At 38.0% G+C, this 22124-nt stretch carries 17 protein-coding genes; 8 read left to right on the top strand and 9 right to left on the bottom strand.

What is annotated here, in order from left to right:
* Positions 1-11: 11 nt before the first annotated feature.
* Positions 12-797: a 23S rRNA (guanosine(2251)-2'-O)-methyltransferase RlmB gene (gene rlmB / locus AAC073_RS02225; RefSeq protein WP_339922198.1), complete on the bottom strand. Its 786-nt coding sequence runs from the start codon at positions 795-797 to the stop codon at positions 12-14.
* The gene (locus AAC073_RS02220; RefSeq protein ID WP_339922197.1) at positions 770-1993 is read right to left on the bottom strand and encodes a GWxTD domain-containing protein; all 1224 of its coding nucleotides are present in this window, start codon (positions 1991-1993) and stop codon (positions 770-772) included. The genes rlmB and AAC073_RS02220 overlap by 28 nt, the downstream gene beginning before the upstream one ends.
* A gap of 75 nt (positions 1994-2068) precedes the next feature.
* On the opposite strand from AAC073_RS02220, the gene AAC073_RS02215 reads away from it, so the two are divergent.
* Positions 2069-2845, top strand: coding sequence for a class I SAM-dependent methyltransferase (locus tag AAC073_RS02215; protein WP_339922196.1), 777 nt, complete (start codon positions 2069-2071; stop codon positions 2843-2845).
* 113 nt (positions 2846-2958) lie between these two features.
* Here the strand turns inward: AAC073_RS02215 and AAC073_RS02210 are convergent, their stop codons facing one another.
* Positions 2959-5934: a DUF2723 domain-containing protein gene (locus tag AAC073_RS02210; RefSeq protein ID WP_339922195.1), complete on the bottom strand. Its 2976-nt coding sequence runs from the start codon at positions 5932-5934 to the stop codon at positions 2959-2961.
* A 398-nt stretch (positions 5935-6332) separates the two neighbouring features.
* On the opposite strand from AAC073_RS02210, the gene AAC073_RS02205 reads away from it, so the two are divergent.
* From AAC073_RS02205 to AAC073_RS02180, 6 genes are all read left to right on the top strand, one after another.
* Complete coding sequence (locus AAC073_RS02205) at positions 6333-7523, top strand: NAD(P)-dependent oxidoreductase (RefSeq protein ID WP_339922194.1); 1191 nt, start codon at positions 6333-6335, stop codon at positions 7521-7523.
* A gap of 244 nt (positions 7524-7767) precedes the next feature.
* Positions 7768-8973 (top strand): tol-pal system protein YbgF, encoded by a 1206-nt coding sequence (locus AAC073_RS02200; RefSeq protein ID WP_339922193.1) that lies wholly within the window; start codon positions 7768-7770, stop codon positions 8971-8973.
* Between the two features lie 207 nt (positions 8974-9180).
* Entirely contained in the window at positions 9181-9663 is a 483-nt protein-coding gene (locus AAC073_RS02195) for an Lrp/AsnC family transcriptional regulator (protein ID WP_014018107.1), read from the top strand.
* 55 nt (positions 9664-9718) lie between these two features.
* Positions 9719-10258 carry an NUDIX hydrolase gene (locus AAC073_RS02190; protein WP_339922192.1) on the top strand — a complete coding sequence of 180 codons (540 nt, stop codon included), beginning with the start codon at positions 9719-9721 and terminating at the stop codon, positions 10256-10258.
* 11 nt (positions 10259-10269) lie between these two features.
* Positions 10270-11628 carry an MATE family efflux transporter gene (locus tag AAC073_RS02185; protein WP_339922191.1) on the top strand — a complete coding sequence of 453 codons (1359 nt, stop codon included), beginning with the start codon at positions 10270-10272 and terminating at the stop codon, positions 11626-11628.
* 166 nt (positions 11629-11794) lie between these two features.
* Entirely contained in the window at positions 11795-12526 is a 732-nt protein-coding gene (locus tag AAC073_RS02180; RefSeq protein WP_339922190.1) for an SDR family NAD(P)-dependent oxidoreductase, read from the top strand.
* On the opposite strand, the gene AAC073_RS02175 is transcribed toward AAC073_RS02180, so the two are convergent.
* Positions 12513-13016 carry a histidine phosphatase family protein gene (locus tag AAC073_RS02175; RefSeq protein ID WP_339922189.1) on the bottom strand — a complete coding sequence of 168 codons (504 nt, stop codon included), beginning with the start codon at positions 13014-13016 and terminating at the stop codon, positions 12513-12515. The two genes, AAC073_RS02180 and AAC073_RS02175, sit on opposite strands and share 14 nt — an antisense overlap.
* A 243-nt stretch (positions 13017-13259) precedes the next feature.
* Here AAC073_RS02175 and AAC073_RS02170 point away from each other — a divergent pair, with 243 nt between their 5' ends.
* Complete coding sequence (locus tag AAC073_RS02170; RefSeq protein WP_339922188.1) at positions 13260-13382, top strand: hypothetical protein; 123 nt, start codon at positions 13260-13262, stop codon at positions 13380-13382.
* A 180-nt stretch (positions 13383-13562) separates the two neighbouring features.
* On the opposite strand, the gene AAC073_RS02165 is transcribed toward AAC073_RS02170, so the two are convergent.
* The 5 genes from AAC073_RS02165 to sucD all read right to left on the bottom strand — a co-directional run bounded on the left by AAC073_RS02165 (position 13563) and on the right by sucD (position 21718).
* Entirely contained in the window at positions 13563-15038 is a 1476-nt protein-coding gene (locus AAC073_RS02165; protein WP_339922187.1) for a PhoPQ-activated pathogenicity-related family protein, read from the bottom strand.
* Positions 15039-15091: 53 nt separating this feature from the next.
* Positions 15092-16591, bottom strand: coding sequence for a c-type cytochrome domain-containing protein (locus tag AAC073_RS02160; RefSeq protein ID WP_339922186.1), 1500 nt, complete (start codon positions 16589-16591; stop codon positions 15092-15094).
* A 65-nt stretch (positions 16592-16656) separates the two neighbouring features.
* Positions 16657-18042, bottom strand: a complete 1386-nt coding sequence (locus AAC073_RS02155) for a DUF1552 domain-containing protein (protein WP_339922185.1) — start codon at positions 18040-18042, stop codon at positions 16657-16659.
* Between the two features lie 149 nt (positions 18043-18191).
* Complete coding sequence (locus tag AAC073_RS02150) at positions 18192-20150, bottom strand: DUF1592 domain-containing protein (RefSeq protein ID WP_339922184.1); 1959 nt, start codon at positions 20148-20150, stop codon at positions 18192-18194.
* Between the two features lie 686 nt (positions 20151-20836).
* Positions 20837-21718 carry a succinate--CoA ligase subunit alpha gene (sucD, locus tag AAC073_RS02145; RefSeq protein WP_339922183.1) on the bottom strand — a complete coding sequence of 294 codons (882 nt, stop codon included), beginning with the start codon at positions 21716-21718 and terminating at the stop codon, positions 20837-20839.
* Between the last annotated feature and the right edge of the window lie 406 nt (positions 21719-22124).

Raw genomic sequence — 22124 nt, 5'->3', positions numbered from 1 at the left:
TTGAGCTAAAATTAAGAATCGGCTTGTTTTCTTTGGCGAATCGCTTCGTATATCACTATTCCAGTGGCCACAGAAACGTTAAGACTTTCAATCTTACCATGTACAGGTACTTTTACGAACTCGTCGCACAAGCCCAACAATTCATCAGAAACCCCATCTTCTTCAGAACCCATTACCAATACAGTTGGCGTCGTTAAATCTGCAGCATACATCATTCGGTCGGTCTTCTCTGTTACTCCTACCACTTTTAGCCCTGATTTTTTTAGGTCTTTGAGTGTGTAGTAAAGGTTTCTTACCCTACTTACTGGTAAAAAATTCAATGCACCAGCGGAAGTTTTAACTGCGTCCGAATTGATTTGAGCGCTGCTTTTTTCAGGAATAATGATCCCATGAACACCAGCAACCTCTGCCGTTCGAGCGATGGCGCCAAAATTACGGACATCTGTTACTCTATCCAGCATCAAGATAAGTGGTGCTTCCCCTCTGGTAAAGGTACTGTCGATCACATTTTCCCATGAAGCATAGGCTATAGAAGAAATATAAGCGATTACACCTTGGTGGTTTTTTCTGGTAATCCGATTAAGTTTGGTTTCTGGAACCTTCGTTACCGGAAGTTTCTTTTCTTTTGCTAAAGCTAGTAATTCTTTAAGGAGGTCTCCTTTGAGTTCCTTATTGACCAAAATCTTGTCTATTTCTCGGTCTGCATTCAAAGCCTCCATTATAGGCCTGAGGCCAAATATAAAATCTTTTTGGTCTTCGTTTTTGTCAATTAAAAAACCATCCTTCCGTTTCTCCATGCTGTAATTGTTTTGAACCAAACAGGCTGATAGGCTCTGGATCGATTCAATGTATAATATTGGGGGGTTAAAATATTTTTTACTCGTGCAAAGGTAAAGGTTATTTTGGAATTTGAATCCTGAGCCAGGTAAACCCAGGTTTCTTTGTCTAAGTTAAAGTAAACTTCTTGTGGAGGACCCATTATAATGTACACCATTCCACGGTCTGTTGCCCATCCTTCTTTGAAGTCCGTAAACAATATGTTGGCAAATTCCACTTGTCTAAAATATTCTTTGATCAACACTTTGGCCGCTTCTTCATCTCTAGTCATCCTAATCCAGTATTCATCCAATGCTATTTTTTTGTTTTCCGCGGCAAGAAGTGTTTCATGTTCCTTACGGGTAGAAATATAAGCGACCATTTGAATCATTTCTTCCCAAGTAGAAACCTTCGGAAAGGCTTTTCCTGCCGTTTTAATCATTAGTCCTGATGCTGAGGAGGTGTCTTCTTGTACGAAATAATAACCTGATTTCTCAAATGGTACAGGCACGTTCACTAAAAAGTTGCCCTCGTTAATTACTTGCGTCTCTTTGGCTATTTCCGGTGACTTTGTTTCCATTGGAGGAAGTGGAATTGGAAATTCCTGGGGATAAAAGTACCTGTACAAACTTACACTGTGCTCACTTTTAAAGAGTAGAGACTCCTCAGCGTTCAGGAAATTTTGGTCGAAAGGGATGTCATTTCCGAAATAAGCACCGAAAGAAGGTTGTTTTGCGATAAAGGGGCTAATTAAATCTGCATGGTAAACATATTCATCTTCCTGTCGGGTGTCTGTAGCCCTGAAAATCACATAGGCCTGATCATTCGAAGCAGGTATTTCTACCGTTTCTTCAAAATAGAAATGACTGTTTGTATCTTTTTTAAGCAGGTCTTGGTCTAGGGCGATTACATTATCATCATCAATTCGTTGATCGAAACTATTGACTATGCTATAAGAAAAAAGGTAATCATCAAAATTGGCCCCATCTTCTATTTTTTCTACCAACATTTGAAGTTTAAAGGTTCTGTCAGCCGTTTCAATAGGGATAACTTTAAGTGATATTCTGGAATATCTCGAATACCTTAAGCTTTGGTTGATACTTTGCAGGTTATTTTGTGCAAAGGTGGGGAGGTAAAGCAGGGTTAAAATAAATAAAAACCCAATAAATCGTTTCATATACAATGACTTTATTTTTTCCATAGTTGGTTTTAAAAATTAACCTTAATTTTGTTGAAAATAATAAAATTTTAGATGGCTACCTATACAACGGAAATTACTTCCGATAAGTTGATCAGTGACAACCCAATTCATCAACGCCTTTTTAAAGCATACATTGTCGCTAAAGAGTATGTTTCAGGCAATCTGCTGGAAATAGGCTGTGGTGAAGGCCGAGGGGTACATGTTCTCGGCCCTTTGGTACAACATTACCATGGCATGGACAAGATAGGAGAAATCCTGGATAGACTAAAGGATAAATTCCCTGAATTTACTTTTGAACAGGCAATTATTCCACCCATGACTAGCCTAAAGGACAATTCCTTCGATTCTGTGGTGAGTTTTCAGGTGATAGAGCATATTAAAGAGGATAAAAAATACCTTGAAGAAATTTATCGTGTGCTAAAACCTGGAGGGATGGCCTTGATTTCTACCCCTAATATTCGATTTTCTTTGACCAGAAATCCCTGGCATATTAGGGAATACACCCCCGTTCAATTAAAGGAGTTGTGTACTTCTATATTTGATAAGGTAGAGACCAAAGGAGTTGGAGGCAATTCCAAAGTTTGGGATTATTATGCTGCCAATAAAGAGTCTGTAAACAAGATCACGCGCTGGGATGTACTCAACCTGCAATACAGGCTGCCTTCTGCATTGCTCAGAATCCCCTACGAAATACTGAATAGGGCCAATAGAAATAAATTGCATAAAAAACAGGGGAAGGCTGTAGAGCAGTTAAATCATGAGGATTATTTATTTGTGGATGATCCTGAAAATGCCCTTGACCTTTATTATATTTTGCATAAAAAATAGCTTTAAAAAACAATCGACCGCCCATTCTTGACGGGCAGTCGATTGTAAATTATTACGGCATGTTTGGCTTATTTTTTTATTTCAAACCTACAGTTTGGGGGTTAGAACAGTTATTATCTTCTTTGTAGCCGTTGGCTTCCAGTTGATGTGCCAAAAATTCGCGAAAATTCCTGCTGAATTTGGTTTGCTTTTTCTTCATAGCCTTCTTCTGTTAATACTGGCACAAAGTACCGTAACATTTCCATGGAAATTTGAGCTTCTCTATCCATTGCTCTTCCTGTCTCTTGGTAGAAATCTAGCATTTCTATAGATTTTTTAGACATTTGCTCAATTATATCCAAGGCTTCATCTTTCATTCCCAACTCAAATAATATTGGAACCGCCTGTCCACTGGCCAAATCATAAGGAATCGCCTTGCCTGGTAGTCTTTCTAAGCTCAAACGCATAATGTCTGCTGCCCTTTCTTTATCTTCTTCTTCCAATAATGCAATGGCGATACTATTCAATGCGCTTCTATGATTGGAAGTGAATCTTCTGTACTCATCATCAAAATAATTGTCCGGATTGTCCATTCCTCTAAAGGCGAAATTCTCAGTGACATTTGTATAGGCCAAGTCGGTATTGATCAGCTCATCCTGGTTGTCTGGCTTCTGAATAGGAAGTAATCGGTAAGTAAGTCCTTCCATTACTACATGATTACTCATGTCAAAGCCTATAGTGGCCAGAGAAGTGTTGTTGAAATAAATAGGCCTTTCCCAATTATTGGTTGCAATAAGGTCCAGAAGCATCAAATTGCCCTTGGTTACATAGTTACCTTTAATTCGGATGTTTATACTAGGGATTTTTAAGTCCTCAAATTGCTTAGGTACAATGCCAGATTTTTCAACATTCTCTGTGTTTATAGGCAATGTTAGGATACGAGAAGGGACGGTGTTGATATTGCTGCTTGACCGGTTGCCAGATAATTTGAGTAAGTCACTGTCTTCTTTTAACAATTTAAGATAGTCTACCAAAGGAAGACTTTCAATTCTCTCTGTGACGTATAGCACATCATTGGTGCCTTTTTTGTAATTGTCAAAGTCCAGTGAGAAATCCAGCGCTGCAGATTCGTTAACTGGCCTTGCCATTTGCTTTACATACCAGTCTGTATCAAAATAACTCAGTACAATAACCCTTACATCAGTTCTGAAGCCTTCTACTTCCTGAACATACCATAGCGGAAAGGTGTCATTATCTCCTCCAGTAAATAGGATAGCATTTGGAGCACAAGAAGCTAAGAAATTTCTTGCAGAATCCACTGAGAAATAGCGATCCGACCTGTTGTGGTCATTCCAGTTTTCTGCGGCCATTAATAATGGTACAGGAAGTGTAATTAAGGCAGCATATACTCCAGCCATCACCAGTCCTTTTTTCATTTTCCTAAGTTGGCTGCTAATTGCCATTACACTAAAGCCGATCCAGATGGCAAAGGCATAGAATGAACCTACGTATATATAATCTCTCTCCCGGGGTTCCACTGGTGGTGAATTGAGGTATAGTACCAACACTACACCCATCATTAGGAACAGCGATAAGGTAAGCCAGAATGATTCGGGATCATGTTTGGCTTGGAAGAACATTCCTATCAGTCCCAAAATTAAAGGGAGCATAAGGTAATTGTTGTGTCCTTTGTTTTCTTTGATGTAATCTGGGAAATCTGTGGTGACGGTATTCCAGATACTTAAATAAGCCGCATTACTCAGGTCACTTTCTCGGCCGCTGAAATTCCACATGAAGTATCGCCAGTACATGTGCCCCAGCTGATGATCAAACATGAAATAGATGTTATCAAAGAAAGTAGGATCTTGTCCTTCTCTCAATCCTAGTTTGGTTCTGTAGATCTGTTTGTGGCGCTCCTGGGTGGAGTATATTCTTGGCAAGAGCGTTGTTTTCTCCGGATCGTAAATGTTTTTTAGCTGGTAATCTACGATCTCATATTTTTCTTTGCCTTTTGCATATACTGGATCTCCCTCTACTTGATCTACAATGTCAGCGGTGAAATATTGTCCATGAGCTAAAGGCCTGTAACCATATTGTTCTCTTTTAAGGTAGCTGACAAAACTGATTATGTCTTTTGGGTCGTTTTCATTGATTACGGGTTCGGCATTTGCTCGGATTACAATCAATGCGTAGCTACTGTACCCAATGAGAATAAAGGAGAAACATAATAATATAGTGTTAAGGATAACTTTTTCTTTGCGGTAAGAGTAAATTACAGCAAATACAAGTCCTCCTAAAAAAGCGATTGAAAAGAAGATTATTCCAGAGCCGAACGGTAGCCCAAGGTTATTGACGAAGAATATTTCTAAAGACCCAGCAATGCTTGGAAGACCTGGTATAATAAAGTTATTGATAAGCACCAAGGCAACACCTCCTAATAAAAAGGCAATGATTCCTCCTTTAAGGTTGTGGTTTTTGTATTTCTTAAAGTATACAACCAATGCAAGGGCTGGAAGTGTTACAAGATTTAAGAGATGGACGCCTATTGATAAGCCTACCAGATAAGCAATGAAGATCATGTATTTGTTTTCATCCCTTGGGTCTTTAATAACATCCCATTTTAAGAAGGCCCATATAACAATGGCGGTAAAAAAGGAAGACATGGCATATACTTCAGCTTCTACAGCCGAAAACCAAAAACTATCTGAAAAAGTATAAGCCAAAGCGCCAATAAAACCAGCTCCAATTAGGGTGTATATTTGCTCTTTGTCTGGCGTGTCATTGTTTTTAAGCAATAGCTTTCTTCCAAGAAGTGTAATGGTCCAAAAAAGAAACAAAATGGTAAAGGCTGAAAGTAAGGCACTACCAACATTCATCCAATAGGCAATTTCCAGACCGTCCCCAAATGCTAGAAAACTAAACATTCGGTAGATTAATAAAAAGAAAGGTGCTCCTGGGGGATGAGGTACTTGTAATTTATAGGCTACTGCTATAAATTCTCCTGGATCCCAGAAACTAGCAGTTTCTTCGATGGTGAGCAAATAAGTAATAAATGCAATAAAGAAGGTGGTCCAACCTGCGAGGTTGTTGACCCTGGCATAATTCAGCATGTTACCTGGTTATTTATGAAAGGCGAAAATAAAAAAATTATAATGAATTATAGGTGAATTGCTTCATTTTAAAAACTAAAAAAGCTTCCCTTGCTTAAATTGTTAAACGATTATTGAAAAAATATAGGTTAGAGCGAAAAATAATTTGAATTTACATAAACAAAATTTAATTTTAAATAAATGATAAATAAAGTGTTATTACACTTGTTTTATTATAAAAAACCTACTATTATGTATCTTGTAAGCGCTTGAATAGGTGGCAAGAGTTTTAATTGGCCTAAATTTTTAACGTATTTTTTATGTATTTTAAATACAATAAAATGGTTTTTAAATTTTTTTACTTACCTTTACATTGTCAAGTATAAACAGCGGACAAACAGCAAACAAAATTTTTAATTATGAAAAGTATTAACAGCAAAAAACTTAGGATCGGGATAGTAGGTACAGGTGGAATTGGCAGGGGTTTAGCTAAACTCATTGCCAGGAGACAGGACATGGTCATCTCAAGGATATTGACCAGAAGAAAAGGATCAATTGATGATCTTGGTGTTAATCAAGAACTTTTAACCACTTCTCCTGAAGAGGTACTTGATTGCTCAGATTTAATAGTAGTAAGCACTGGAGATCCCATTTATTCAACTGAAATTATTGACAAAGCATTCGTGTATGGACTTCCAGTAGTAACTATGGATGCAGACACTCAGGTGCTGACTGGATCTTGGTTGTCTAAACGTGGTGTGATTACAGAAGCAAATGGGGACCAGCCAGGCTGTCTTGCTGCGCTTAATAAGGAAGTCATTCAAATGGGCTTTAAGCCTTTGGTATATGGTAATATTAAAGGATTTCTAAATAAAACCCCAACACTAGAAGACATGTTGTTTTGGGCTCAGAAACAAGGTTACAGTCTTAGTTCTGTTACCTCGTTTACAGATGGTACGAAACTGCAAATAGAACAAGCATTTATAGCAAATGGACTTGGCTTAGACATTGTTAAACCCGGCCTAGTAGGGTACGAAACAAGTGACTTTGAAACAGGTGCTTTTGCTTTAGGTGAAATAGCTCAAAAAGAAAATGCCATAATCAGTGATTACATTATTTCCAGAGAGTCACCTCCTGGTGTGTTTATTACTGCTACTCATCAGGAAGATTTGGCAGAAGAACTGACAACCTACAAAATGGGTAAAGGACCATTTTATTTGCTTTACAAGCCAATGCATTTGTGCTTTTTTGAGATACCCAATAGTATTTTAAATTTGGTAAATAACAATGAGATTTTGCTGGACAATGGAGATGTGCCTTCCATTAGTGTAGGTACGATTGCGAAGAAGAAATTGACTTCAGGTTCTTATATTGATAAGGGAATTGGTGGAATGGAAGTAAGGGGTGAAGCCATCAGGATAACGGATTGCCCAAACCATATTCCTATCGGTTTAATGAGCAAAGTTCAATTAAAGCGAAATATTGAAGAAGGAGAAATAATCACATTTGACGATATAAATATACCCGATTCTTTGGCTTTGGAAGCCTGGAAAAGCACCATCAATGATGTAGCAGAAAAAAATCGAATGAGTATAAAGGTAAGCTGTTAATTTTTTTATCTTATTGCTGTTTACAGATCCATTGACCTAAATTGCATTTATTGCAATCGTGGTTTAATGGGTCTGTTTTTTTTATGGCCATTCTGAAATAAAATGTTGGCCATGTTTTATTCAGGATTTCTTCATCAGGGCCTGTTTTTAATAAGTCAAAAGAAATTCTTTGGGTTTACGAAATTAATTATTGTCAAATAGCGTTTATGCTGTATGAAAATGAGTTTCATAGAAATCGGATTTAATGAAATATACCCAGATATTATTACCGTTATTACTATTAATTAATAGTATTGTTCCCATAGAAGTACAGGCTCAGGAAGAGGTCATCACAGATGTTAATAAGCAAGAAAACGGATACCTGTTGCTTGATAAAGGACTTCAGTTTAGAATAACCGATGCTATTAATAGTATGTATAACTTTGATTTTGAAAAAGCTGAAAGGGGTTTTCTGGTCATGCGATATACTTACCCAGAACATCCCCTTCCTTATTTTTTAATGGGGTTGAGCCAATGGTGGAAAATTGTTGTAGCTGTAGACAACAAAAGCCATGATGCCCTCATGCTAAAATACATGGATGTAACCATAGAAAAAGCAGCAAAAATGCTGGATGATAACCCTGACAATAAGGAAGCTGCCTTTTTTCTTGCCGGAGCTTATGGTTTTCAAGGAAGGTTGCATAGCGAAAGGAAAAATTGGACAAGTTCTACCTTTGCTAGCAGAAATGCGTTGAAATACCTGGAACTTAGTAGGGGTGAGGAAGAGTTGAATCCTGAGTTATTATTAGGGGATGCCCTTTTCAATTATTTTTCAGTGTGGATACCAGAAAATTACCCTTTGTTAAAGCCATTAATGTTATTGTTTCCCAAAGGAGATCAACAATTGGGATTGCAACAATTGGAAGAAGTAGCTAAAAGTTCTTTTTATGCAAGGGTAGAAGCGCAATATTTTCTATTTAGACTTTATGCTACTGAGGAGAAAAAACCCTTCAAAGCGTTGGAAATTACTAGCTACCTCCATAGTAAATATCCGAATAACCCCTATTTTCACCGTCACTTTGCCAGACAGTTGTATGCAGTAGGCAGGGGAAGGGAAGCAAAGGATGTTTCATTGGAAATTCTTAAGCGAATTGACGAAAAATGGACAGGTTATGAGGCAACCAGTGGAAGATACGCTTCTTTCTTTGTCGCACAGAGTTATGAGAGGATGGGAGAGTCGGAAAGTTCCATGCCTTATTACCTAAGATCTGTGGCCTTCGGTAATGAATTGGATGCTCAGGAAAGTGGATACTATTTGTTTTCCCTTCTTCAGGTAGGTAAAATTTTATTTAAACAAGGAAATAAAAAAGAAGCTAAACGTTATTTAGACTTAGTAAAAGAAAATTCCAAGCGCCGTCATCCTGCTAATAAGGAGGCGCGAGAATTTTCAAAAAAGAATAAACTTTTATAAGCACTAAATTGTTCATTTTTAGCCTAATCAAGTGTAAAACCACGTTTTTTAGCGAATCACGAAACAGTAAGCGCAATAATTTTAAAAATAATGACAATTAAACAACAATATTTCGTCCGTGCGTTCGTTTTTTTCGTAAATGTCTTTAAAATAAATATAAATTAGATTACCTTTGTGCCACATATAATTCGGTAAATTCTTTACAATATGGATAATAGTATAAAAGTGAAATTTGACAAAATTGACCGTAAGATTTTAGAAATTCTACAAGGCAACGCAAAAATTACTAATGCGCAGCTTTCAAAAGATATAGGTTTGTCTCCAGCACCAACTTTAGAGAGGGTTAAAAAATTGGAACAATCAGGAATAATTAAAAGCTATCACGCTAAGTTAGATCCAGAGAAAATTGGACTTGGAGTTAGTACTTTTGTCTTGGTAGGTTTAATCGGTCATAATAAGTCTAATATAGATGCATTTATGAAAGAGATCAACCAAATCCCAGAAGTGATCGAATGTCATCACATTACAGGAACAGGAGATTTTATTTTGAAAATCATATCTAAAGACATTAATTCTTATCAGAAGTTAATGTTGGAGCAGGTAAGTGAGATTAAGGAGGTAGATTCCATGCAATCTATGGTTATCCTTTCCACTTTTAAAGACAGCAAAGTTTTGCCTATTCCGGCCTAAGCTTACAATTATTTAAAGCGTTTAAAGGGTGGCTTTTAGTCACCCTTTTTTTATTATGAAAAATCCGTGGACAACAATTTCTAAAAAAGAGGTGTATGACAACCCTTGGATCAAGGTAGAGGAACACCAGGTTATCACTCCTACTCAGAAAAAGGGCATTTATGGGAAAGTGATTTTTAAAAATTTGGCAATAGGTATAATCCCACTTGATGAAAATGGTTTTACCTGGCTAGTAGGCCAATACCGCTATACGGTGGATGAATACGCCTGGGAGATCCCAATGGGGGGTGGACCCGCCGATCAGACAGCCCTCGAAAGTGCCAAAAGAGAACTTAAAGAAGAAACTGGTTTACAAGCCAAAGAATGGACTGAATTACTAAAGATACATACTTCTAATTCGGTTACAGATGAAGTCGGTTATGTGTACCTGGCCAAAGACTTGACACAGGGAGAAACTGAGTTTGATGATACAGAAGATTTAAAAATCTGGCACTTACCGTTCAAGGAAGCGTACCAAATGGTTTTGGACGGACAAATTACAGATGCCATTAGCATGGCTGCCATTTTAAAAACCGCTGTTTTATTGAAGAAATAATACCAATTTTTATGTTTACAGGTTTACGAAATAATTTTGACAAGACATTTACCCTAGCTTACCCAGTAATGTTAAGTCAACTGGGGCAAGTAATGGTGGGAGTGGCTGACAATATTATGGTAGGCAGACTAGGAGCTGTGCCACTAGCTGCAGCCTCTCTAGCCAACAGTATTTTTTTTGTAATATTAATGTTTGGAATAGGTATTTCCATGGCAGTAACTCCTATGGTCGCAGCGGCTGATGGGGAAGGTAAAACGGGTAAAATAGGAAGATTCTTGAATCATGGTTTTGTGATCAATACAGTGGCTTCTATTTTTCTGTTTCTATTGATTTTAGCCCTTTCCCCCGGTTTGAAATTGATCAATCAACCCAAGGAAGTGGTAGTGCTTGCCATTCCTTATTTGTTGATTATCACCTTTTCTTTGCTGCCTTTCATGTTTTTCCAAACGTATAAGCAGTTTATCGAAGGGCTTTCCCAAACCAAGCAAGCCATGTTTATTACGGTAATTTTTAACCTTTTGAATATAGGGCTAAACTGGTTGTTGATTTATGGACACTGGGGTTTTCCGGCCTTAGGACTAAACGGTGCAGGTTGGGCTACTTTGATTTCTAGAATCCTGATGGCTTGGGCTTTGTACCTGTACGTGACAAAGTCTAAAAGGTATAAAAAGTATATTAGAGGCATACATTTGAAGCAGTTAAGGCTTCCAATAATTAAAAAAATGCTTGCAATAGGCATTCCTACCGGATTGCAATTTATTTTTGAGGTAGGAGCTTTTAGTACTGCCGCTATAATGATGGGTTGGATAGGTGTCAATGCCTTGGCAGCGCATCAAATCGCTATTAACCTTGCTTCTATAAGCTATATGATGGCCTCAGGTCTATCAGCGGCAGCAATGGTGCGGATAGGGAATCAATTAGGTAAAAGGGACATTTCGAAGCTCCGTGAAGTTGGCTTTTCTATCTTTGGGATGGTGAGCGTATTTATGTCCGTGTTTGCAATCACCTTTCTTTTGTTGAAAAATTACCTGCCTTTGCTTTATATAGATGATCGTCAGGTAGTAGAAATGGCGGCCAGCCTCTTGATTATTGCCGGCATTTTTCAAATCTCCGATGGCCTACAGGTAGTTGCCTTGGGTTCATTGAGAGGGTTGTCTGACGTTAAAATCCCTACAGTGGTCACACTTATTGCTTATTGGGTAATTGGGCTTCCCTTAGGTTATTACCTGGCGTTCAAACTTCATTGGAACGAATTGGGTATTTGGATCGGCCTGTTAATTGGCCTTACCCTTACCGCTATTATGCTTATTTACCGCTTTCATTCCTTAAGTTTAAAGCTAAAGCATCATGTTGAGGCCTCAGTTAGATAATTCCGGAAATTGTACCGTGGAAATTATTTTAATGCCTATTTATTTAATAAGTAAGAAAATTCTTTGAATTGGTATAGCTTTTGAATAATTCTAGCAAATTAAAGTTGAACTTGGCTTTTATGAAAAAAGCATTTTCAACAAATTAAAACCATTAAACTTTTATATAATGGAAGGACAGTCTCTCTATATACTAACAGGTGCGAGTAAAGGGCTTGGAGAAGCACTGAAAAATCGGTTGTTGAAATTATCCAATTCAAGCGTTATTGGTATTGCTAGAACTCCAATACAGCCGGAACTTAATTTTATTCCCTTGCAAATTGACCTTTCAGACACCAATAGCCTGATCGATAAATTGGACGAGATTTTTCCATCTGGGAATTATGAAAAAGTAGTATTGATTAATAACGCTGGCTGGATAGGGGAAATCGCTCATAATGGAAATATTTCTCCAAAGGCTATTAAGACTATTCATTCGGTGAATGTAATTGCCCCGGCAATCTTGATGAATGCCTTTATGAATAAATACAAAGACATTAAAGGCACTAAAATTATCATTAATGTAAGTTCAGGAGCAGCGGGAAAGGTAGTCGATGGTTGGTCAGGTTATAGTTCATCCAAAGCTGCTTTAAATCAGATGACTTTAATTGCACAGCATGAATCCGAGCTTAAGCGTCAAGGGTTTAAACTATATGCTTTATCACCGGGCATCATCGATACACCTATGCAAGAATCAATTAGATCAGCTTCTAAAAGCGATTTTAGCGGACTTTCAAAATTTAAATCCTTTAAGGAGAATGGAGACCTAAGTACCCCAGAAGAAGTAGCGGATAAAGTCTTGTACTTAATTGATAATTCTTCAAACTTTGATGGTGTATTACAGGATGTTAGAAATTTTTAGTTGATGGATTTTTGGGGAAATCAAACATCCAAAATAAGGCATTGTCAGGACTTATATTTTCCCAACCATTGACCTCAAATTTAAATCCCATAATTGCAGCTGTCGGAAGGTTCTCCAAAGGCTGCCCGAGATAATTGATCAATTCTGTCATACCAGGATTGTGGCCAAAAATAAATAAGCTGTCAATTTTGTTGCTTGTTTTCTTTATTTCTTTTAGAAGTTGGGGGACAGAAGCCATGTAGAGGGCATTTGAAACATCGATTATAATGTCCATTTTTTCAAAAGCTGTAAGATAAAATTCAGCAGTCATTTTTGCCCTTTTAGCATCTGAAGTCAATATTTTTTCAGGGAAAACATGATTGGTTTGCATTCTTGCCGCCATCATCGGTGCATCTCTCAAACCTCTATCTGACAATGGCCTTTCATGATCACTTAACCTCGGGTCATCCCAAGAGGATTTTGCATGTCTACAAATTACTAATTTTTTCATGAGGTGTTGGTTATTGTGTTTGACCTATGACATAGATACCTTGATTGTTATATAACGATGATTAATAGCCTAAGTTGAAATTGCACAAAAGATTTTGCTATTCAATGGGTTTCTCCATTTCATTGGCATTTGATGTTAAATCTAGGGAATTGATAAAAAGTTAATTCATAAGGAAGAACACCCGACTGTAATGCCACCTCGGGGGGCTCTTAGAGCAATAATCTAAAGAATGGATTATAGGCATTGGACGCGCTTATGGTGCCTTCAGAGAAAGAGATTTCTCAAATGGGTACACTGTCTTACGAAAGTTCTTTGGTGTCAGCAAGAGCAGTGGTACTTGTAGGTATTGCTAGAATGGCCTACTAGGGCTTTCAATTAAGTTACAGTATAAGGGCTAAGAAAGAGCAAACTTTTTGCTTGAAGTTATGCTAGGTCGGTAATTTTTACTGTGGAGAGAAAAAAATTGGTAGTAATCGCTACTGGAGGAGGTAAATTGAGCACTCCGTCAGGCGATTACTACATAGCATTTGCTTTGGAATAGAAATATTATTTTATCGGTGTCCCTCTTCTATCTTTTGGTACATATTGCTCATGTGCATAGGTGTCTGGAAGAACTTTTATCCCTGTGGTAAATTTCAAAGGTGCTTCACCAGCATAGGTAAGTTCAACATAATGGCCAGACCAGCCTTTGGAGGGAGCCTTTATAGGAATAGTGTATTCGCCATCTGCTTCAAAAGGAATGTTTGTGGCTTTCCATTGCGGACCTAAAACATCTATTCTGAAATCCCTGGTAGTTTCATTGGTCGCAGACCATAGTTTTACAGCTACTGGTGGGTTATTGATGTCTGTTTTAATTTGGATCGCATCATCTTTTACTTCCCAACTGTAGGAAGGCCGTTTTACGTTGTTAATAATATAGGAATAAAATCCTAGTAGGATCTGAGCAGCATCGGAATCCCTCAAACCATGACCTGCATTAGGGATATAAGCCAAATGGCTTTCTCCAGGTAGATCATTCCAGTAATACCTCCAACTGTCTGGTAAAAAAAATTGATCTCCAGACCCATTGATTAATAGTTTAGGGATGTTTTTGTATTCTTCTAGAAACTGGTAAGGTTCGACGATTTCCACCAAGCGATTAAATTCCTTACTGTCCATCCAATCAAATATTCCTTCGTGCGAATAATCATTTACTGCTGGTGACCAAAATCCGTAAGTCTGCCAATGGTGCTTAAATGAAGGGGTCAAATTAAGCATGTCAATTACTATAGGAATCATTCCGATTACTCTGTCATCTACTGCTGCGGTGGTCCAGGTAGTCCAACCTCGTTTGGATGCACCTGCAACTACATATTTTTCTAGAGATAAGTCTAAGTTGGTTTTAGAATAGTCCACTACAGCATCCATTGCTGAAACAACAGCTTTCGTCATAGGAAATCTAGCCAACCAAATCGCATCTTCATCTTTAGCACCATTCTCCATAAATTCCCTCCAACCATAGGCTATTAACCCATCTTCGGTTCTTAAACCAAGCGTGTCTCCTACAAACTGAACTGGCTGAAAAGGTATATTATGAACTTTTATGGCTGTAGATCCTGTGGCAAGTGCTGCCTGAAGTATCATGTCGTCTGGTTTTTCCGGAACAGTGGTGTTCTTGCTTCCACCGGAAATAACCAGCAAAGAGGTATTGTGTTTAAGTTCATCTGGAACCACAAAGGAAACCCAATGCCACCAAGTGGTTTCGGTTACTTCTTTCTCTGTCAACCAATTTTGCGAAATGACCTTAAGCACATAATAGGAGTATCCATCTCCTTTAGATTCAAAAGCCAGTTCGTAATTGTATACGTCCTGGTCCTTTTCTACGTAGGCCTTTAAGAGGTCAAAACCCCTTACCTTGGTTTCTTCCGCCTGAACTTCAGTTTCAGAATTGACTTTAGGCTGGCAATTGGGTAAACAAAAGAGGCTAATGCCAATTAAGAGTGCCAATTGTAACGCTTTGTGTATCTTGATTGTATTGAACATTTATTATAGGAGTAGTTTATAGATGTATTACCTAAAAGTAGGAAAAAAGACCATTAATAAAATGGACCTTCTTCTAAAATAATTTCCATGTCTGGTTTATGCTTCTGTAGGGCAGCTATAACCTCTGCCTTCACTGGAGTGCCAAAAAGATAGACCTTTTGAAGGTTTTTAAAATCGAGGAGATGAAGCAAGTTGCCGTCATCTAATGGGGTGAAAGATAAGTTAAGTTCTTCAAGATGAACAAGCTCTTTTAAATAGGGAAGACCTTCTCCATTTATATTGGTTTTTTGTAAAACCAGCCTTCGAAGCTGGGGCATTTTTGCCAATAGGAATAGTGCATCATCATCTATGCCCGAAGAAGCTAAAGAAAGGCGTGAAAAGTAAGGGAAATAATCCGAAAATGCTTTAAGCTCTTCATTGCCTACAGGGGCAGGAGGAAACTTCATTTTCATACCAAAGTATTTGTCATTGGTCAATTCATCTGCAGCAATTTCTACCCCTACTTGTTTTCCGATTTCCTGTAATTCTTGCAATGCAGTATTAAACGCCTCCCTTTCTTCAAGAATTTTATACTGAGCATGTTGAATTTCGGGCATTAATCCTTCAATTTCTGCTAAGATCTCCTGATTTTCTATGTCTCCGTACTTTAAGGTATTAGAGGCACCATTGCTTATCCAGTAAGAAAGTAAGGTAATTTCATTCGCTGTCAATCCTGGCTTGCCTTCAGGAGGCATTCGATCGTCATGGTCGTCGGGAAGTAACACCCTTACTATCAGTTCACTTTTGCTCGTGTCCTCAGGTACTACTGCATGTTTTTCACTTTTCCCAGCTTCCATTAAAGCCATATAGCTGTTGAGGAGCAGGTCACCTTTGGTTTTATTTTCATTATGGCAGGAAACACATTTTGTATCCAAAATTGTTGCTACCATGTCGGCGTAAACCAACATTTCCTCCGGAGATTTGTCGATCTTTTTTGCCGGCAACAAAGCTTCTAAAGGTGCGGTAAGAAAATCTTCCCCATGCGTAAGGGAGCCGCCAAGATGACTAGTATAGGCCAAAGAGAGGTTTGCTAGTCCAAGAAATACATAAAAAACAAACCCTTCTTTTAATTTTCGATGCAAATTTAATTCGTAAATAATAAGGCAAGAAGATATGGAAATCCCTGTGATTAAAGCACCATCAAGGTGATTGTTTACCAAATCTCCCGAATATGCTTCAGCAATGAATAATAGGAATCCAGCAGCGATGGTGATAAATGAGAAGAAAACTGATGTCCACAGCAGTGAACGAATAATAATTGGTTTATTGAAGTTGGGATTAAAAAAGCCCATCAAAATAAAACCCGTGGTGATTAGGATCAATACTATTGGAAAATGCAGCACCAGTGGATGAAATCTGCCAAAAAAAACGAACAGATGACTTTCCTGATCAAGACTAAAGGGTACAAAAAAAATGGTAAAGTAAAGAAGGATAAGTATAGCGGGCAAGAATATTTTTTTACTAAAGTAAAGGTTCCACTTATTATCGTTTGGTGGCAAGTCGTTATTGTCCATATGATTCCTGTATATCAGGTACTAAGGACCTGTTATTGTGCTAATGCTGTTGCTTGGATGAAAAATTAGGCTAAAATGCCATTTAGGGTTCCAGTGCTATCTGCAAATTGTGTTTGTTCTAGGCCTACAGATTGCATCCAGGTCGTATAAAGGTTTGCCAGAGGGGTATTTTCCTCGTAAATCAGGTTTTGACCGGATTTAATTTTATGCCCTCCGTGACCTCCTACAATAATAGGTAGATCTCTAGGTGAATGTCTGTTTCCATCGCGTAAGCCAGAAGCAAACATAACCAAAGAATTATCCAATAAAGTGCCATTTCCTTCTTTAATAGATTTCAACTTGTCTAAAAAATAAGCGTATTGCTCGAGGTGCCATTTAGTAATACGGTCATACTGTTCCATATTTCCTGGATGATTCATGTGGTGAGAAAGAGAGTGGTGCGCCCCATTTACCCCGTCTAAGAAGGAAAAGTTTCTATTGCTTACTGAGTTGCCAAACATGAAAGTAGCTACCCTACTGGCATCGCTCCACATGGCTAGTGCAATGATGTCAAACATTAACCGGGTTTTTTCCGTCACGTTTACACCACTGTGCACTTCAGCATATTCTTCAATAATTTGATTTACACTTATCAACTCACGTTTGATATCTGGAGTGATACTGCTTGCAAAATCCTTTAAACTATCCTGATTGTTAATTCTTTTTTCAATGGACCGGATAGATTCTAAATATTCTTCAAGTTTGTCCTGGTCAGATCTGCCTAGATTATTTTTGAGTGATTTTGCGTCGGTCAATACAGCATCCAAAATGCTGCTTTTGTATGGATTCTCTATTTTGTTATTTCCGGGAATGAAGGTTCTAAACAACCTGTCGAAAGCCATTCTGGGATCTATTTCTTTGGATAGTGGGGTCATGGCATTCTTCCAAGAAATACTGCTGGCATACAGTCGGGTAAAACCTACATTGATATCCACCCCAGTCTGAATTCGATCTAATCCGTATTCTAAAGAAGGAAACAATGTTTCGTTTTTATAGTGGTTGGCAAGGAGTTGATCAATAGAAATGCCACCGCTGTTAATATTGTCTCCAGCCGTTTTTTGGATAGGAAGACAAGTCAGAAGGTTGGCAGTTTTGGCGTAATGCCCGTCCGCTCCTTGAAAAATAGAATGCTGGTTCATCAACTGGCCCAATACCAAAATATCGTCTTTTAAATGGGCCAAAGGAGCCAAGGTAGGGGAAAGGGTATAGTTTCTTCCAATGCCCTCCGGTGTCCATCTTCCCGGATGTACACCATTAGGCATAAACATAAAGGTGGATCTTACCGGAAACCCATCATTGCCAATTTTATTAATATTTAGTGGAGAAGCCATTGCTTCCATAAAAGGTAGTGCAATAGCAGCCCCCATACCTTTCAATAATTTCCTTCTTGATATTTGCCACTTTTTATTCATAAATATTAATGTTATAAAGCAAGCTTATACTTCAAATTTGTTTTCACCCCGCTGATCATGCCCTAAAACCAGTAAATGGCTAGGGTTTAATTTTTTATTTAAACGAAAACCAAATGAAACTATGGTTCAAGTTAGTTACTATCTATTGATTAATCAATCTCATTTACCTTTTTCTGAAAATCTTTGATCTTCATTCGAAAAGGATAGCTCTGAACCAAAGCAGTAATAAATTTATCTGGATTGAATTCATTTTCTATTAAGCTGGCTGATAATTCCCTAATTGCGGTTTCATCAGTAAAAGTCGTGCCTCTACCTATGGCAAAAGACAATGATTTTTTGGATAGGTTACGCGCAAATTTGTCTTTCTCTTTCATGAGTAAGTTTTTCAATTCTGCAGGTCCTGCAAAGGTTTCTCCTGAAGTTAGTACCCCTGTAGGGTCTATAGGAGTGTTGCCATAGCTGTCTCTCCATTTACCATCAGCGCCAAAATTTTCCAAGCCTAATCCAAGAGGGTCCATTTTTTCGTGACAGGATTGACAAGCTGGGTCCTCTCTATGCTTTTCCAAAAGTGCTTTCAAGCCTAAATCTTCATGCAATGATTCATCTTCTGGTAATTCAGCAACATCTGGTGGCGGTGGCGGTGGTGAGGTGCCTAGTATCTCCTCTAAAACCCATTTCCCCCTTAGTACTGGGCTTGTTCGGGTAGGCAATGAGGTAACAGCTTGTACACTGCCTAATCCCAAAAATCCTCCTCTGGAATTATTGGCTAACATCACTTTTTTGAAGTCGCTTCCTTTTACACCATCGATTCCATAGTAGGTAGCAAGTTCTTCATTAAGAAAGGAATAATCACTATTGATTAGATCAAGGAAGTTTTTGCTTTCAGTCATTACATAATGGAAGAAAGACGTTGTTTCTTTGAACATGGCCTCTCTTATAGAAGGCGTAAACTCAGGAAATCGAACCAGATCTGCCAAGGGTGCATTTGCATCCTTTAATTTATTGATTCCCAACCACTGGCTCACAAATGATTCTGAAAACCTCTCAGACTTGGGATCATTCAGCATTCTTTTTACCTGATTTTCGATTTCTCCGGGAGCTTGAAGCTTGCCTTCCATAGCAAGGTTAAACAGTTCATCATCAGGCATGCTAGACCATAAGAAAAAAGAAAGCCTGGTAGCCAATTCAAAATCTCCTAAGGCGATTGGGTCAGGGCCCAATGGTTCTTCTTCCATTTTGTAAAGAAAGGAAGGGGAAATTAGTACAGCCTTAAAAACTTCAGCAATTGATCGATTAAATTTTTGTGGATCTGGATCTTCGGGACGAGAGTAATAGACTGTGGAAAAAAGGGCTATAAATTTCTCTTTTTCTTCGGTCTTTAAAAGCCTTCTATAGGCTTTACTGGCAAAAGGAAATAGCACTTCTTCTGCAGCTTTCTCTGGTGGGTTAAGTGGCTTAAAGTTATCGGAGAATAAAGGCATTAGCCAATTTATAAACCTTTCCCAAAGATTCTGACGATAGTCTTCGGGGACTAGTTCATTCCATTTCTCTGGATCTTCAAAAATTCTGGAAACGATTTCTTCAGAGGCATCGTAATACCGTTCCATTTTAAGAGGGGTGAAAAACAAGGAGCCTCCTTGGTTGTCAAATCCACCACCCCCGGATCCATCTGCAGGAAACCTATTCACAGCATCGAAGTTGACACCGGTCAAATCTAATACGGTGTAATGATACTCTGTGTGACTAAGCCTCCGAATGATAACTTTGCCAGGTGTTCTTTTCTCGAGCGATTTTAATAAAATTCCATTGATTCCGTCCAGGAGGACGTGATAATCTGTTTCATTTAATCCAGGCTTATTCGATGGTGGCATTTCTTTCGATCGTATTTGATCCACTACCTTTAGCCAAAATTGCCCATCTTTAACAATGCGGCCTTCTTCTTCATATCTTTTAAGGTTCACTCCGCCTTTAGGATTTCCTGTATTGTGACATGAATAGCAATGTTTGTCCAATACCGGGATGATTTCGGTAGTGTAATCTAAGGTTTCCTGAGCGCTAACTCTAAAAATAATTAAGGTAGCTATCGCCAGTAAAATATAAGATTTCATCAATGGCATAGATTTTATTTGGGTTCAGTTTAAGGTCATGGCTTAAATTTAACGTAATTAATTGATTAATTCCAATGTTATTTTGATGGAAGGTTATTGCTTGATAAGGAAACCCAAAAAGGTTAATACCCAGTCAATTATAGGTTGGATTCGTTGAAGACCCTTGGTTTGTTACTATTTTTATTAATTGGCCTGCATCAGGCCAGTATTTCACCTATACTATACATTTTGTTGACTTTTTATAATGACAAGAAAACCATTTCATTTAAAGACTGAGGAATTGCACCGGTATGGAGAAACCCCTCAGACTGCAAAGGGGCATTGATAACAGCAAATAATTGATGGGTAAAGCAGGGTAATAGGGATAGGTTATAGCAACTTATTAATATCTTATCCGCTACGGGAAACAAAATCAGCCACTTCGTTGCTATTTTCAATTTACCATAGCGATGTTGTGCTAGGATCTCTAAGGAAATTGATTTTTTGCGATTACCACATTTTCGTAAAAACGGAACAGACTTTACGAATTCTATTACCTCATGCGAGTTTAATTTCTCCACTAGCTTTTTTAAAAGCTTAGTCGTGGGAATCCTATGTTCTAAGGAAAAATATGCAAAAAAATAAGGAGATCAATCGATCTCCTTATAAAAATACTGCTTCAAACTTGAAGTGTTTGAAATACTATATCAGGCATCAACACCTAATGCTTTAGCCATTACTTCTCCAATTTCGGCTGGAGACTCAGCTACAAAAATACCATTTTCTTTCATGATACGCATTTTTGCTATGGCTGTATCATCCTTGCCACCAATAATAGCTCCAGCATGCCCCATTCTTCTGCCTGGAGGTGCTGTCTGTCCTGCGATAAAACCTACCACAGGCTTTTTGTTTCCATTTTCTTTAATCCACTGGGCAGCTTCTGCTTCGTAATTACCACCAATCTCACCGATCATCACTATAGCATCGGTTTCAGGATCTTCCATTAATAACTGAACTGCATCTTTTGTAGATGTTCCGATTATAGGATCCCCACCAATACCGATAGCAGTTGAAACACCTAATCCAGCTTTTGTGATTTGGTCAGCAGCTTCATAAGTAAGGGTGCCTGATTTTGAAACGATACCTACTCTTCCTTGTTTGAATACAAAGCCAGGCATAATGCCAACTTTAGCTTCACCTGGAGTTATTACTCCTGGGCAGTTAGGGCCTACCAAAATTGCTCCTTTTTTCTTAACATACGGCTTGGCTTTCATCATATCCTTTACAGGAATTCCTTCAGTAATCGCAATGATCACTTTGATACCCGCATCCGCAGCTTCCATAATTGCATCTGCAGCAAAAGCTGGGGGAACAAAGATGATAGTAGTATCTGCTCCCTTAGATTTAACTGCATCTTCAACTGTATTAAATACTGGCCTACCTAAATGAGTACTACCACCTTTTCCAGGAGTAACGCCTCCTACAACATTGGTACCATATTCTATCATTTGCTGGGCGTGAAAAGAACCTTCAGTTCCTGTGAACCCTTGTACAATTACTTTGGAATTTTTATTTACCAATACGCTCATAAGTCTACTTTTAATTAATTTGCTACAAAAATAGAAGATAAAGAGTGATCACAAAAAGAAATGGCAAACAATATCAATATAATTTATACTATGGATAACTTTTTATATTTTTATGGGAGATAACCTCTCTTGGGGAAAAAGTTTTTCTAGACTGTTTTTACGTTTATTGGCTTTTTTCAAAACGAGACCAAATTGTGAAAGTATCACTGAATTAAGGGGCCATAGTAGTTTAAACAACTAAATATTACCTCTATTTAATGCTAGATTGGAATTTATTTGGGTAGATTTATGAATTAGAAATCTAAAAAGTGGAGTAAGGACCCTTTTAGCTTTTCAAAACAGCATTATAGTTTTTCGTCAGGTGAAAGTTTAACCAACTTACGCTGTCCTCTGGTTTGATAGCAAT

It is taken from the genome of uncultured Cyclobacterium sp. (assembly GCF_963977555.1).
In the GTDB taxonomy this organism is placed as follows: Bacteria; Bacteroidota; Bacteroidia; order Cytophagales; family Cyclobacteriaceae; genus Cyclobacterium.
Note: the sequence above shows the minus strand (reverse complement) of the source record. Positions and strands in the feature narration are given on the sequence as shown.

Excerpts from the sequence above, each read along its gene's own strand:
- rlmB (WP_339922198.1), bottom strand. The coding sequence starts at position 797 with ATGGAGAAACGGAAGGATGGTTTTTTAATTGACAAAAACGAAGACCAA.
- AAC073_RS02220 (WP_339922197.1), bottom strand. The coding sequence starts at position 1,993 with ATGAAACGATTTATTGGGTTTTTATTTATTTTAACCCTGCTTTACCTC.
- AAC073_RS02215 (WP_339922196.1), top strand. The coding sequence starts at position 2,069 with ATGGCTACCTATACAACGGAAATTACTTCCGATAAGTTGATCAGTGAC.
- AAC073_RS02210 (WP_339922195.1), bottom strand. The coding sequence starts at position 5,934 with ATGCTGAATTATGCCAGGGTCAACAACCTCGCAGGTTGGACCACCTTC.
- AAC073_RS02205 (WP_339922194.1), top strand. The coding sequence starts at position 6,333 with ATGAAAAGTATTAACAGCAAAAAACTTAGGATCGGGATAGTAGGTACA.
- AAC073_RS02200 (WP_339922193.1), top strand. The coding sequence starts at position 7,768 with ATGAAATATACCCAGATATTATTACCGTTATTACTATTAATTAATAGT.
- AAC073_RS02195 (WP_014018107.1), top strand. The coding sequence starts at position 9,181 with ATGGATAATAGTATAAAAGTGAAATTTGACAAAATTGACCGTAAGATT.
- AAC073_RS02190 (WP_339922192.1), top strand. The coding sequence starts at position 9,719 with ATGAAAAATCCGTGGACAACAATTTCTAAAAAAGAGGTGTATGACAAC.
- AAC073_RS02185 (WP_339922191.1), top strand. The coding sequence starts at position 10,270 with ATGTTTACAGGTTTACGAAATAATTTTGACAAGACATTTACCCTAGCT.
- AAC073_RS02180 (WP_339922190.1), top strand. The coding sequence starts at position 11,795 with ATGGAAGGACAGTCTCTCTATATACTAACAGGTGCGAGTAAAGGGCTT.
- AAC073_RS02175 (WP_339922189.1), bottom strand. The coding sequence starts at position 13,016 with ATGAAAAAATTAGTAATTTGTAGACATGCAAAATCCTCTTGGGATGAC.
- AAC073_RS02165 (WP_339922187.1), bottom strand. The coding sequence starts at position 15,038 with ATGTTCAATACAATCAAGATACACAAAGCGTTACAATTGGCACTCTTA.
- AAC073_RS02160 (WP_339922186.1), bottom strand. The coding sequence starts at position 16,591 with ATGGACAATAACGACTTGCCACCAAACGATAATAAGTGGAACCTTTAC.
- AAC073_RS02155 (WP_339922185.1), bottom strand. The coding sequence starts at position 18,042 with ATGAATAAAAAGTGGCAAATATCAAGAAGGAAATTATTGAAAGGTATG.
- AAC073_RS02150 (WP_339922184.1), bottom strand. The coding sequence starts at position 20,150 with ATGAAATCTTATATTTTACTGGCGATAGCTACCTTAATTATTTTTAGA.
- sucD (WP_339922183.1), bottom strand. The coding sequence starts at position 21,718 with ATGAGCGTATTGGTAAATAAAAATTCCAAAGTAATTGTACAAGGGTTC.